This is a genomic window from Streptomyces sp. NPDC002640 (genome assembly GCF_053592575.1).
Genome location: NZ_JBSFVZ010000003.1, coordinates 61,100 through 74,342 on the forward strand (window position 1 = coordinate 61,100; position 13,243 = coordinate 74,342).

Below are 13,243 nucleotides of genomic sequence, written 5' to 3' on the forward strand. Positions count from 1 at the left end.
GCCACGGCGCAACGGTTTACGCCCTGTGCTTATGCCCGGTCGGGCGAACGGAATCCCGCGGCTCCCCGCGCGTCCTCACGCGCGCGTCGAGCCCTGCCGGGCCGGCTCGTGGACCGGAGGGGGGTTCACCCGGCGGCGGCGACGGCGCTTGAGCATCGCCCAGGCCCCGCGCACCCCGCCCGGCGAGGCCGCCGTCACCTCGGTGCCCGCCTCGCCGGCCGCCTCGGCGGCGGCCCGGGCCACCGGCAGGAAGCCCTCGTCGCGGGTGGCGTCCGGCCGCTCCTCCTCGGCGGGCCACAGCCCCAGCGCCGCGCACACGGTGGGCAGCACCGCCATGGCCGCCGTCTGGTAGCCCTCGGCGGACGGGTGGTAGGCGTCGGGCCCGAACAGCTCGCGCGGGTGGGCGGCGAACTCGGGGCCGAGCAGGTCGCCCAGCGAGACGGTCCGCCCGCCCTGTTCCACCGTGCCGATGGTCTGGGCGGCGGCGAGCTGCCGCGAGGTCCGCCGGGCCAGCCAGCGCAGCGGCTGCTGGATGGGCTCGATGGTGCCGAGGTCCGGGCAGGTGCCGACGACCACCTCCGCCCCCGTGGTCCGCAGCCTGCGCACGGCGGCCGCCAGGGAGCGCACCGAGCGGGTGGCCGGGGTCCGGCTGGTGACGTCGTTGGCGCCGACCATGATCACGCACACGTCCGGCGGCCCGGCCTCCTCGGCGACCGCCTCGGACACCTGCCGGTCCAGGTCGTCGGAGGTCGCGCCCGGCACGGCCACCACCCGCAGCAGCACCGGCTGCTCGGCGACGGCCGCCAGCCCCGAGGCGAGCAGCGCGCCGGGGGTCTGGCCCGCCCGGTGGACGCCCTGCCCGGCGGCGGTGGAGTCCCCCAGCATCACCAGCCGCAGCGGCGGGCGGTCCGGGGCGGCGAAACCCGCGCCGTAGAGGCCGTCGGCGGTCGGGACGTGCGGGTCGTGTCCGTTGGTCACCGTGCGCCGGGCCAGGTGGATCTCGGCCAGCAGCAGCCCGGCGGCCGCGGCGCCCGCCAGGCCGACCCCGCCACCGCCGTACGCGGCGCCGGCCGCGATCCGCCGGGCCACGCGTGCCCTCGACATGCTCGACATCCCTCGCCGCCACCTCCTCGTCGCCGACGGGCCCGTCACCGCCCCGTACTCCTTGTACTCCTTGCTTGCCCCGCGGAGGCGGTCCGTCAATCGCGATCGTGACGACTCGGCGACTCTGCGTCAGGGCCCCTGGCGGGCCCGTAGGCTGGGGGCCACCGAATCCATAGACCACAGCGACCGGAGACAACGGTGCGATTCCACGACTCGATGATCAGTCTCGTCGGCAACACGCCGCTGGTGAGGCTCAACAGGGTGACCGAGGGCATTGAGGCCACGGTCCTCGCCAAGGTCGAGTACTTCAACCCCGGCGGCTCCGTGAAGGACCGCATCGCCCTGCGCATGATCGAGGCGGCGGAACAGAGCGGCGAGCTGAAGCCGGGCGGCACCATCGTCGAGCCGACCAGCGGCAACACCGGTGTGGGCCTGGCCATCGTGGCGCAGCAGAAGGGCTACAAGTGCGTCTTCGTCTGCCCCGACAAGGTCAGCACGGACAAGATCAACGTGCTGCGGGCCTACGGCGCGGAGGTCGTGGTCTGCCCGACCGCCGTCGACCCTGAGCACCCGGACTCGTACTACAACGTGTCCGACCGCCTGGTCCGGGAGATCCCCGGCGCCTGGAAGCCGGACCAGTACTCCAACCCGAACAACCCGCTCTCCCACTACCACTCGACCGGCCCCGAGCTGTGGGAGCAGACGGAGGGGAAGATCACCCATTTCGTCACGGGCGTGGGCACCGGCGGCACCATCTCCGGCACGGGCCGCTACCTGAAGGACGCGAGCGACGGCCGCGTCAAGGTGATCGGCGCCGACCCGGAGGGCTCGGTCTACTCCGGCGGCTCCGGGCGCCCGTACCTGGTCGAGGGCGTCGGTGAGGACTTCTGGCCCAGCGCCTACGACCGGACGGTGGCCGACGAGATCGTCGCCGTCTCCGACAAGGACTCCTTCCGGATGACGCGCCGCCTCGCCAAGGAGGAGGGCCTGCTGGTGGGCGGCTCCTGCGGCATGGCCGTGGTGGGCGCGCTCGAGGTCGCGAGGAAGCTCGGCCCGGACGACGTGGTCGTGGTGCTGCTGCCGGACAGCGGCCGCGGGTACATGAGCAAGATCTTCAACGACGAGTGGATGGCCGACTACGGCTTCCTCGAGGACGCGGGCCCGAGCGCGCGCGTCTCCGACGTGCTGAACGACAAGGACGGCGGCATGCCGTCGCTGGTGCACATGCACCCGGACGAGACGGTCGGGCAGGCCATCGAGGTGCTGCGCGAGTACGGCGTCTCGCAGATGCCGATCGTGAAGCCGGGGGCGGGTCACCCGGACGTGATGGCGGCGGAGGTCGTCGGCTCCGTGGTCGAGAAGGAGCTGCTGGACGCGCTGTTCACCAAGCGGGCGGAGCTGAACGACCCGCTGGAGCGGCACATGTCGGCTCCGCTGCCGCAGGTGGGGTCCGGTGAGCCGGTCGAGGACCTGATGGCGGTGCTGGGGTCGGCCGACGCGGCGATCGTGCTGGTGGACGGCAAGCCGACGGGCGTCGTCAGCCGGCAGGACCTGCTGTCGTTCCTCGCCAAGGGCGGGGAGCGCTGACGGTCCGCCCTCGGCGCCGGCCCCGGCCCCGGTTCCGGTGCGGGGCCGCGTTGCGGTAAGTGGTACTCGCGCGTCATGTGCGCGCAGCACGGGCTTAACACGGGTCCGGCATCGTGGTGGTCGTCGGTGAGGGCGGGAGCGGCTCCCCGTGACTCGGCCGACGTGCGCGATGCCCGGTCCTGACCCGGTTCCGCGTCATCGCGGGAACCGCCGTCGTCCCGGCCCCCCGTTCCGCGGGGGGTGCGGCGGTTCCCGCGACAGGACCCTCCCCGCGAGCCCGCGCCGCCCTGCGGGCGGCCGGGTCGCCACCGCAGCGCGGCGCAAGCACAGCCCGGCGGACTCCTCCCGGTACACCGGTCCCACCCCTCGCCACCCTGCGGGCCATCGTGCCGCTGGGCGGCACGGGTGGGCGCAGGGCGGTGCGTAGGCACGCCGCGGCTCGCCCCACCGGGGCGTGGCCTTCCGGGAAGGGGGGCGGGTCAGCGGCGGGCGGGGGTGCCGTGGGGTGGGGTCAGAGGGAGGCGATGACGCGGTCGGCGAGGACGCAGACGTTGTCGGTGGGGCCGCAGGTGAAGGTCAGCACGTAGCCGCCGGAGATGCCGGACCCCCCGAGCAGCGACGGTGTCGCGCCCTCCCGGATCGCGGAGGCGAGCCGCTCCGCGGTCTCCCGGTGCCCGGGCGTGACGCACAGCGTCGTCCCGTCCGCGAACTCGTACACGTCGAGCGTGCCCATCGGGCCGGGCCGGACGTCGGCCAGCGGCGTCTCGGACTGGGCCAGTTCCTCCAGCCGCGCCAGCGTCTGCTCGTCGTCGGCGACGGTCGGCGGCTGCGCCCCCGCGGGCGTGAAGTCGGGGTGGGAGGGGTGGCGCCGCCGCGCCGCGGCCAGTTCGGCGGACTCGCCGTCGCCGCCGTCCGCCTCCAGCTCGAGGCCCACGAAGTCGGCGGGGTGGGGGAGGAAGAACTCGCCGTCCGGCGGGAGCCCGAGCAGCGACCGCGCCTCGGACGCGTCCCGCGCCTCCTGCGCGGCCCAGAAGGCCCGCGCCTCCGCGAGCTCCCGCTCGCGCTCCTCGGCGAGCGCCTCGGCGACGGCCGCGCGTATCTCCTCGGCGTCGGCGGCCGACCGGGCCGCGGGCACCCGCGCACCGCCGCCGTGTCCGGCGAGGGACGCGTCGGCGGGCGCCGCGGCGTCCAGTTCGGCGCGCAGCGCGGCGAACTCCCGGCGCAGCCGCCGGAGGGTGGCCAGGACGGCGACCCCCACCACGCACGCGGCGGCGGAGATGACCAGCAGGGCGGTCTGCATGGCGCTCACTGACGTACTCCCGGTTTCCACGAACAAACGCACCGGACGACGACCGGCGCACCCCCGTACGACTCGACCCCGACTTTCCTACATCGAGTTCTACTGTCGAGCTTGACGCCTGAACGCCCCGGATGTCAGTGCGAACCCCCGCGAATCGGGCGCACGGCGGGGGCGCACCGGCAGGCATAGCGGGTCTGACCTGCGGCTTTCCGGCGGGAGGCGGGGGGCGAGGGAGATAGGTCACATCCTGGCGGAGGTTGGGTCACGGGAAGGCGTCCGTCCCGTGAAGGGATCCGCACACGACGGCCGCGGGCGGGCCGCGCCGTACGCCACGGCCCCGCTCCCGGAAGGGACCGGGAGCGGGGCCGTGGCTGGGCCGTGGCGGGGCCGCGGCGGGTCCACCCGGGCGGGGGCGGGGCGGGTGTCAGCTGAGGCGCTCGATGACCATGGCCATGCCCTGGCCGCCGCCGACGCACATGGTCTCCACGCCGAACTGCTTGTCGTGCCACTGGAGGGAGTTGATCAGCGTGCCGGTGATCCGCGCGCCGGTCATGCCGAAGGGGTGGCCGACCGCGATGGCGCCGCCGTTGACGTTCAGGCGGTCGAGGTCGATGCCGAGGTCCTGGCAGGAGGGGATCACCTGCGCGGCGAACGCCTCGTTGATCTCCCACAGGTCGATGTCCGACACGGACATGCCCGCCCGGTGCAGGGCCTGGCGGGAGGCCTCGACCGGGCCGAGGCCCATGATCTCCGGGGAGAGGCCGGAGACGCCGGTGGAGACGATGCGGGCGAGCGGGGTCAGGCCGAGCTCGCGGGCCTTGGTGTCGGACATGATCACCAGGGCGGCGGCGCCGTCGTTGAGCGGGCAGCAGTTGGCGGCGGTGACCAGGCCGTCGGGGCGGAAGACCGGCTTGAGGCCCTGCACGCCCTCCAGGGTGACGCCGGCGCGCGGGCCGTCGTCCTGGGAGACCACGGTGCCGTCGGGGAGGGTCACCGGGGTGATCTCGCGCTCCCAGAAGCCGTTCTTGATGGCCTGCTCGGCGAGGTTCTGCGAGCGGACGCCGAACTCGTCCATCTCCTGGCGGGTGACGCCCTTGAGGCGGGCCAGGTTCTCCGCGGTCTGCCCCATCGCGATGTAGGGGTCGGGGAGCAGGTCGTCCTCGCGCGGGTCGTGCCAGGTGGTGCCCTCCTGCTGGGCGACCTCGGCGGTGCGCGCCTCGGCGTCCGCGAACAGCGGGTTGCGCGTGTCCGGGAGGCTGTCGGAGTTGCCCTTCACGAAGCGGGACACCATCTCGACGCCCGCGGAGATGAAGACGTCGCCCTCGCCGGCCTTGATGGCGTGCAGCGCCATGCGGCTGGTCTGGAGGGAGGACGAGCAGTAGCGGGTGACGGTGCAGCCCGGCAGGAAGTCCATGCCCATCTCGACGGCGACGATGCGGCCGAGGTTGTTGCCCTGCTCACCGCCGGGGAGGCCGACGCCCAGCATCAGGTCGTCGATGTCCCGCGGGTCCAGCTCGGGCACCTTGGCCAGCGCGGCCTGGACGATGGTGGCGGCCAGGTCGTCCGGGCGCAGGTCCTTGAGGGAGCCCTTGAAGGCACGGCCGATGGGCGAGCGGGCGGCTGAGACGATCACGGCTTCGGGCATCACGGCTCCAGTGGCGTACGCGGCGGATTGGGTCGGGCTTCCTGGGAAGTTACCGGGCCGTACCCGCCCGGTCACCGTGATGGCGGTGTGACACCGGCCGCATTTTTCTAAGCGCTTGCTTTGTAGTTGGGACGGGCGCGCGCGGCGCCGTGGCCGGCACCTCCGCGGAGGTGTCGTGGACGGCGCCTCCGCGGTGCGGTGTCAGGCGCGGAAGGTCCGGCCGCCGATCTCCCAGGCCAGCGGCGTGGTCAGGTCCAGGTTGCCGTCGCGGAGGAACCGCCGCAGGGTCGTGTCGACGCGTCCGGTGTCGCTCACGGTCTCGCGCGCCTCGATGGCCTCCCGGTGGGCGTCCAGGAAGGCGCCCAGGTAGGTCTCCTCGGATCCGCCCTCGGCCGGAGTGTCGGCGGCCTCCAACGCGCGTTCGCGCAGCCCGTAGAAGCCGTTCCTCCCGACGCCGGGGCCGTGCAGCACCATCGCGTCGTAGTAGGCGAGCTGCCCCAGGGCCCCGAGGCCGTCCAGCTTGGCCAGGCGGACCGCGGGGTCGAAGTACACCCGGTCGCGTTCGGCCTCCTGGGCCGCGCGGAACTCCTCGGTGCGCGACTCCTCGGCCCAGGCCCGCGGGAATCCGGGGTCCAGGCCCTCGTGGGAGTCCGTGCCGTCCACGGCGCGCAGCGCGGGGAGGTAGCCGGCCAGGCCGTTGCCGGGGTGTTCCTCGGTGTACCGCTCGACGAGTTCGAGCAGGTCGTGGGTGCCCGTGCAGAAGCCGAGGATGCCCGCGGTGTACCCGCGGCCGTCGCCGGTGTCCCGGATGGCGCCGTAGGTGCCGCGCCAGTCGGTGGTGGAGTGCACGGCGCTCGCGACGATCCGCTGCGCCAGTTCCTTCTTCGCCGGCGCGGCGAGACCCGCGGGCAGCCCGGCGATCACCTTGTCGTCCTCGGACTCGGCGGCGTCCTTGGCCTCCTGACGGGCCTGCGGCGCCGCGGACACGGACGGGGCGCCCAGCCCTTCACCGCCTTCGTGTGCGGGCGCAAAAAAATAGGCACCTGCGGTCACCACGACGGGGATGACCCCGAGAAGCAGGCATCCAACACGTTTCATGGGACACACACTAGCCGCGGCCCTGCGGAAGTCATCCTGCCCGGGGCAATTTGCAGGGCAAAGCAAATTACTGACGGTCCTACACGGAGCCCGGCCGACCAACTCCGGTCATCCCATTATGATCTACATACAAAATCGACTTGCGATTCCGATATCAGCCCACCGCACGCGTGCGCTACTCTCAGGAGCCCCGGGCGTAGCGCGACAGCGACGCACCCCCTCTCGCCAGAATTTGCTCTCGCGAAAGTGCGTCAACTCGGGATCGCGAACGCACCCTATCCGTGGTCCTTGGGAGATGTGCGTCGGAGTGGACAACTGGCTTGACCGCGACCAGCCCGGTCGCCGGACGGAGTCGGGCGGATCGCACGCCCGGCACCGGTCCGATCGCATCCCCTCGCCGCGCCGTCCCCGCTCCGCCGTCGGCGCGGGCGCCACGGCCCGCCGCACGTCCGAGGCCGCGCCGGCCTCCGTGCGCCGCCCGGACGAACGCACCGTGCAGCTCAGGACCGTGTCCCTGGAAGAGGTGACCGCGCAGGGGGTGCCCCTCGGCGAGGTGACCGTCCAGCTCAGCGCGGTGACCATAGGCGACCAGCGGCTCGGCGTCCCGGCGAGCGCGGAGCCCGCCGCGCCCGACCACGACGGGCCCGTCTTCGTCGACGTCTCCGGCCGCCGCAGCCGCCGCTTCCGGCTGCTCGGCGCGGTGATCGGCGTGGCCTGCGCCGTGTTCGCCGTGGCCATCGTGGTCACGCTGCTGTCCCAGAACTCCTCCGCGCCCTGGCTCCCGGTGCCGGAGCAGAAGCCGCGGCAGGAGGCGCCGGCCCAGCAGGCCGAGACCACCCCGTCGCCCGGCGCCGTCCCGCCGTCCGCGAGCCCCACCGGGGCGGACGCCCCGGTCGGCGACCCCGGTCCGGGCACCGTGGCCGAGCCCGCCGACGCCGCCTCCCTCCCCTTCCCGTAGAGAACCACCTCCGTGACCCCACCGCGTACCCGCCGCGGGTCCTCCGCCCGCGGCCGCCGGCGCAAGACCCGTCCCTCCCGCCGGGCGCTGCCCCTGCGCTTCGTCCTGCCCTCGCTGCTCCTCGCCGCCCTGACCGTGATGCTGATGGTCTGCGGCTACGTGAACAGCGAGATCCTCGCCGACCACCGGGTCGCCCCTCCGGCCGCCACCGACCAGGTGCCCGACGAGGTCCTGGAGGGCGGGCCGGTGATCGACGCCCGCGCCGGGCAGACCCGGACCCTGAGCGTGCCCGACCACCGCCTGGTCCTCACCTTCGACGACGGCCCCGACCCGGAGTGGACGCCGAAGGTCCTCGACGTGCTGAAGAAGCACGACGCCCACGCGGTCTTCTTCGTCACCGGCACGATGGCCTCCCGCCACCCCGGCCTCGTCGCACGGATGGTGGACGAGGGCCACGAGATCGGCCTGCACACCTTCAACCACCCGGACCTGGCCCTCCAGTCGCAGCGGCGCATCGACTGGGAGCTCTCCCAGAACCAGCTGGCGATCACCGGCGCGGCCGGCATCCGCACCTCCCTGTTCCGCCCCCCGTACTCCTCGTTCGCCGCAGCCATGGACAACGCCACCTGGCCGGTCACCCGGTACATCGGCAGCCGCGGCTACATCACCGTCGTCAACAACACCGACAGCGAGGACTGGAAGCGCCCCGGCGTCGACGAGATCATCCGCCGCGCCACCCCCGAGGGCGGCAAGGGCGCCATCGTCCTGATGCACGACTCCGGCGGCGACCGCAGCCAGACCGTCGCGGCCCTCGACCGGTTCCTGCCGGACCTGAAGGAACAGGGCTACGAGTTCCAGAACCTCACCGAGGCCCTGGACGCGCCGAGCGCGCACAGCCCGGTCACCGGCCCCGACCTGTGGACGGGCAAGGCGTGGATCGTCGTCGTCCAGGCGTCGGAGAGGGTCACCGACGCCCTGGTGGTCGGCCTCGCGATCGTCGGCACGCTGGTGATCGCGCGCTTCGCGCTGATGCTCCTGCTCTCCGGCGCGCACGCCCGCCGGGTGCGCCACAGGAGGTTCAGCTGGGGGCCGCCGGTCCGCGAACCCGTCACGGTGCTCGTCCCGGCGTACAACGAGGCCAAGTGCATCGAGAACACCGTGCGGTCCCTGATGGCGAGCGACCACCCGATCGAGGTGCTGGTCGTCGACGACGGCTCCACCGACGGCACGGCCCGCATCGTCGAGGCCATGCGGCTGCCCAACGTCCGGGTGATCCGCCAGCTCAACGCGGGCAAGCCGGCGGCGCTCAACCGCGGTCTGGCCAACGCCCGCTACGACATCGTCGTGATGATGGACGGCGACACCGTCTTCGAGCCGTCCACCGTCCGGGAGCTCGTCCAGCCCTTCGGCGACCCGAAGGTGGGCGCCGTCGCGGGCAACGCGAAGGTGGGCAACAAGGACAGCCTCATCGGCGCCTGGCAGCACATCGAGTACGTGATGGGCTTCAACCTGGACCGCCGGATGTACGACATCCTCGGCTGCATGCCGACCATCCCCGGCGCGGTGGGGGCGTTCCGCCGCTCCGCGCTGGAACCGATCGGCGGCATGAGCGACGACACGCTCGCCGAGGACACGGACGTCACCATGGCGCTGCACCGTGCCGGGTGGCGCGTGGTCTACGCCGAGAACGCCCGCGCGTGGACCGAGGCCCCGGAGTCCGTGCAGCAGCTGTGGTCCCAGCGCTACCGCTGGTCGTACGGCACCATGCAGGCCATCTGGAAGCACCGCCGTGCCGTGATCGAGAAGGGTCCCTCCGGCCGGTTCGGCCGCGTGGGCCTGCCCTTCGTCTCCCTGTTCATGGTGGTGGCCCCGCTGCTCGCCCCGCTGATCGACGTCTTCCTGCTCTACGGGCTGGTCTTCGGGCCGACCGAGAAGACGATCGTCGCCTGGCTGGGCGTGCTGGCCCTCCAGGCGGTCTGCGCGGCGTACGCCTTCCACCTCGACCGCGAGCGGATGACCCACCTGATCTCGCTGCCGCTGCAGCAGCTCCTCTACCGCCAGCTGATGTACGTCGTGCTGCTCCAGTCCTGGATCACCGCGCTCACCGGCGGCCGGCTGAGGTGGCAGAAGCTGCGGCGCACCGGCGTCGTGGAGGCGCCGGTCGACGGGACGGTCCCCCAGCAGCGGGCGCGGTCCGTCAACGACCGGAGGCCCACCTCATGACCGACGCACCCGTCCCGGGCCGGCGCCCGGAACCGGCGGACCCGTACGGCGTCCGGCCCCCGGCCGACGACGCCTGGTCCACCGGCTCCCCGTACCCGGCCGTCCCCGCGCAGCACGATCCGTACCGCGCCGCTCCCGCCCCCGCCGCGGACCGGCCGTACGCGCCGTACGCGCCGTACGCCGAGTCCTACGCCGACCCGTCCGGCACGCCGTCCCCCCAGCCGCACCCCGGGCAGCCCGGGCAGCCCGTGCGCGGCGCGGACGCGCCCACCGCCGGGGACGCCCCCGCGGACACCGCCGGGGAGGCGTCCGGCCGGCCGGGACGGGACCGGTACCTGGACCTGCTGCGCTCCCTCGCCCTGGTGCGGGTCGTCGCGTACCACGTCTTCGGCTGGGCCTGGCTGACGGTGGTCTTCCCCTCCATGGGGGTGATGTTCGCCCTGGCCGGCTCCCTGATGGCCCGCTCGCTGAAGCGTCCGGCGCCGGGCGTGATCCGCGCCCGCGTCCGCCGCCTGCTGCCGCCGCTGTGGGCGTTCTCCGCCGTCGCGCTGACCCTGCTGTTCGCGGGCGGCTGGGACCCCGCCCAGGACCCGGACGAGGACAGCCCCTGGAGCCTGGTCCGGCTGCTCGGCTACCTGTTCCCGTTCGGCGCGCCGCCCTACCCCGCGGAGGCGGGCGCCCCGGTGGACTGGCTGGAGGCGAGCTGGGCCGAGCAGGCGGTGGGCCCGCTGTGGTACCTGCGCGCCTACCTGTGGTTCGTCCTCGCCTCCCCGCTGCTGCTGTGGGCCTTCCGCCGCGCCCCCTGGCCGACGCTGCTGGCCCCGCTCGGCCTGACGGCCGTCGTCGGCACGGGTCTGGTGACCGTCCCCGGCGAGACCGGCGAGGCGGTCACCGACTTCGCCGTCTACGGCGCCTGCTGGGTGCTGGGCTTCGCCCACCACGACGGCCTGCTGCGCCGGCTGCCGCGGTACGTCTCCGTCTCCCTGGCCTCACTGGTGATGGCGTTCGGCCTGTGGTGGGCCTCCCGCCACCTGGGCCCCGACGGCTGGGACCTCAACGGCATCCCGCTCGCCCAGGCGGCCTGGTCGTTCGGCTTCGTCGCGATCCTGCTCCTCTACTCCCCGTCCTGGCGGGAACTGCCGGGGCGGCTGGCGCGGTGGGACCGGCTGGTGACCCTCTCCAACAACCGGGCGGTCACCGTCTACCTGTGGCACAACCTGCTGATCATGGCGACGTTCCCGCTGATCGACCTGGCCTACCGCCTCCCGTTCCTGCAGAGCGCGCGGGCGGAGAGCGCCCTGGAGAGCACCTCCGACCTGTGGACGTTCGTGCTCGTCTGGCCGCTGCTCGGGCTGGCGGTCCTCGCGTTCGGCTGGGTCGAGGACGTCGCGGCCCGCAGGCGGCCCCGCCTCTGGCCGGCCACCGCCGAGCGGGCCGCCGGGCGGCGGGCGGGGGCGGGGCGGCGCTCCTGAGGAGCCCGGCGCGGACCGCGCCGCCCCGCGCCCGGCGTCCGGCGTCCGGCGGGCACGTCGGGGAAACGCGAAACGGCCCCGAGAGGCCGTTTCCCCAGAGGTCCTGGGTCGGTGCGTGGGTGCCCGGAACCGGACTCGAACCGGTACGCCCCCGAGGGGCAGCGAGGTTTAAGCTCGCCGTGTCTGCATTCCACCATCCGGGCCGATCGCGGGCGCGCAACGAGGCCTGAGCCTAGCGGCGGCACCCCGTTCGAACAGCCGCGCGCCTGCGAAGTTGTCTTATTTTACGGGTCCCTGACGATCCGTCAGACACCGTTCGATCTGTACAGAACCGCCCCCGGCCTGCCGGCCGGCGACCGGGCTCGTCCGAAGATTGACGGGAATCCATCTCTGCCCGTCCGGGTCGCTTTCAGGCCCGGTCCCGGCCCGGTCCCGGGCCCGCGGGAGGCCTTCGCGGCCGTCCACGGGCCCGGGCCGGCGGCTAGGACGCCGTGCAGCTGAGGGAGCCGGACGGCAGGTCGTTGCCCGAGGAGTTGGCCGTGAACCCGAAGGTCGTCGAGCCGTTCACCGGCACCGAGCCGTTGCTGGAGGTGTTGGTCACCGTCACCGCCCCGCCGGAGGTGGTGTGACTGCCGTTCCACAGGCTGGCGATGCTCGTCCCGGTGCCCGGGGTCCAGCCGACCTTCCACCCCTTCATGGCGGTGGTGCCGTGGTTCATGACCTGGACCTCGCCCTGGAAGCCGCCGGGCCAGGAGTTGACCACCTTGTAGTGCGCCATGCAGGACGTGGTGCCCGACGGCGGCGGGGTGGTCGGCGGAGGCGTCGTGGGCGGCGGGGTGGTGGGCGGCGGGGTCGAGCCGTTGCGGATGCCGGTGACCTCGCCGTTGCCGCCGTCGAAGACGATGTCGGAGCAGGAGAAGAAGTTCTCGTTGCTGTCCGAGCGCACCCACTGGACCATCAGCAGCGCGTCACCGGAACGGCCGGACGGCAGCGGGGTGTTCCAGTAGTAGTGGCCGCCGTCCGTGCCGACCGAGCCCGACTGCGGCGGGTTGGTCACGGTGTGGATCAGCGACAGGTCGGACCACTTGAGCTGCTGGGTGGGCGACCATCCCTGACGGGTGATGTAGACCCGGAAGGAGCCCGGGTGGGCGGCCCAGTTGCTGTACTTCAGCTGGATGCTCGCGCCCGAGGTCAGGTGCGTCTTGGGCCAGTCGTTGCGGGCCAGGTTGAAGCCCTTGAAGTCGTACGGGGACCGGTCGCCGGCGCTGCAGATGGTGCCGTCGGGCACGTAGCCCTCACCACGTCCGCCGGCGTTGGAGTCCAGCACCGCGAACCAGTTGTACAGGGACGAGGTGCCGCTCTGGGCGATGGCCGCCGCACAGGCCGGGTTGGTCGGGGCGACCCCGCCCGAGCCGGTGACCGCGTCCTTGTAGCAGAGGTAGGTGCGGGAACCGGGGGACATGGCGACGCCGTGCGCCTCGGCCGGACCCTGGGCCAGCAGCACCAGGCCGAAGCCGGAGAGCAGGGTGGCGAACGCGGTGAACAAGGAGGTCTTGCGCCTGATGCCGCGTAAGCGGCTGGTCGGTCGGATCACGGCAGGTGCCTTTCGCCGGTCATGCCGGAGGTGCGCGCGGCCGGGTCGTCCACCCGAAAGCACGGCATGGGCATGACATAGAGAAACGTGGGGGTGGGAGCGCTCCCAGTTCGGACGATAGGACGACTGTGAACCCCGTGTAAACAGTGCGCGGCACCGAAACATCCCGAAACATCGACGCCCCGGGCCCCGGCGGTCCGAAAAGCAAACGATCGGCCGAAAAGCAACGCACCAACCCGCGGGTAACACGGAAGAGCCCGAG

The 13,243-nt window shown here is 73.1% G+C and carries 9 protein-coding genes and 1 tRNA gene; 4 read left to right on the top strand and 6 right to left on the bottom strand.

Annotated features, from left to right (window positions below):
* Positions 1-75: 75 nt before the first annotated feature.
* Positions 76-1,113 (bottom strand): SGNH/GDSL hydrolase family protein, encoded by a 1,038-nt coding sequence (locus tag ACWD3O_RS04995; RefSeq protein WP_451414861.1) that lies wholly within the window; start codon positions 1,111-1,113, stop codon positions 76-78.
* A 189-nt stretch (positions 1,114-1,302) separates the two neighbouring features.
* Here ACWD3O_RS04995 and ACWD3O_RS05000 point away from each other — a divergent pair, with 189 nt between their 5' ends.
* Positions 1,303-2,691: a cystathionine beta-synthase gene (locus ACWD3O_RS05000; protein ID WP_451413407.1), complete on the top strand. Its 1,389-nt coding sequence runs from the start codon at positions 1,303-1,305 to the stop codon at positions 2,689-2,691.
* 511 nt (positions 2,692-3,202) lie between these two features.
* Here the strand turns inward: ACWD3O_RS05000 and ACWD3O_RS05005 are convergent.
* The 3 genes from ACWD3O_RS05005 to ACWD3O_RS05015 all read right to left on the bottom strand — a co-directional run bounded on the left by ACWD3O_RS05005 (position 3,203) and on the right by ACWD3O_RS05015 (position 6,734).
* A complete protein-coding gene (locus ACWD3O_RS05005; RefSeq protein WP_451415037.1) occupies positions 3,203-3,991 on the bottom strand; it encodes a hypothetical protein in 789 nt (262 codons plus the stop codon).
* Between the two features lie 424 nt (positions 3,992-4,415).
* Positions 4,416-5,636, bottom strand: coding sequence for an acetyl-CoA C-acetyltransferase (locus ACWD3O_RS05010; RefSeq protein WP_451414862.1), 1,221 nt, complete (start codon positions 5,634-5,636; stop codon positions 4,416-4,418).
* Positions 5,637-5,837: 201 nt separating this feature from the next.
* Positions 5,838-6,734, bottom strand: coding sequence for a chitosanase (locus tag ACWD3O_RS05015; protein WP_451414863.1), 897 nt, complete (start codon positions 6,732-6,734; stop codon positions 5,838-5,840).
* A gap of 307 nt (positions 6,735-7,041) precedes the next feature.
* Between ACWD3O_RS05015 and ACWD3O_RS05020 the strand changes: the two genes are divergently transcribed.
* The 3 genes from ACWD3O_RS05020 to ACWD3O_RS05030 are packed head-to-tail and all read left to right on the top strand — an operon-like array spanning position 7,042 to position 11,387.
* Complete coding sequence (locus tag ACWD3O_RS05020) at positions 7,042-7,692, top strand: hypothetical protein (RefSeq protein ID WP_451414864.1); 651 nt, start codon at positions 7,042-7,044, stop codon at positions 7,690-7,692.
* A gap of 12 nt (positions 7,693-7,704) precedes the next feature.
* On the top strand, positions 7,705-9,915 hold the full coding sequence (locus ACWD3O_RS05025) for a glycosyltransferase (protein ID WP_451413403.1): 2,211 nt from the start codon (positions 7,705-7,707) through the stop codon (positions 9,913-9,915).
* Positions 9,912-11,387: an acyltransferase family protein gene (locus ACWD3O_RS05030; protein ID WP_451414865.1), complete on the top strand. Its 1,476-nt coding sequence runs from the start codon at positions 9,912-9,914 to the stop codon at positions 11,385-11,387. Before ACWD3O_RS05025 ends, ACWD3O_RS05030 begins: the two co-directional genes overlap by 4 nt.
* Positions 11,388-11,507: 120 nt before the next feature.
* Here the strand turns inward: ACWD3O_RS05030 and ACWD3O_RS05035 are convergent.
* A tRNA-Leu gene (locus ACWD3O_RS05035) sits at positions 11,508-11,590 on the bottom strand.
* 278 nt (positions 11,591-11,868) lie between these two features.
* Positions 11,869-12,951, bottom strand: a complete 1,083-nt coding sequence (locus ACWD3O_RS05040) for a lytic polysaccharide monooxygenase (protein ID WP_451413454.1) — start codon at positions 12,949-12,951, stop codon at positions 11,869-11,871.
* Positions 12,952-13,243 lie beyond the last annotated feature (292 nt).

Bases quoted from the DNA above. Each gene is read 5' to 3' on its own strand.
- ACWD3O_RS04995 (WP_451414861.1), bottom strand. From the start codon at position 1,113: ATGTCGAGCATGTCGAGGGCACGCGTGGCCCGGCGGATCGCGGCCGGC.
- ACWD3O_RS05005 (WP_451415037.1), bottom strand. From the start codon at position 3,991: ATGCAGACCGCCCTGCTGGTCATCTCCGCCGCCGCGTGCGTGGTGGGG.
- ACWD3O_RS05010 (WP_451414862.1), bottom strand. From the start codon at position 5,636: ATGCCCGAAGCCGTGATCGTCTCAGCCGCCCGCTCGCCCATCGGCCGT.
- ACWD3O_RS05015 (WP_451414863.1), bottom strand. From the start codon at position 6,734: ATGAAACGTGTTGGATGCCTGCTTCTCGGGGTCATCCCCGTCGTGGTG.
- ACWD3O_RS05030 (WP_451414865.1), top strand. From the start codon at position 9,912: ATGACCGACGCACCCGTCCCGGGCCGGCGCCCGGAACCGGCGGACCCG.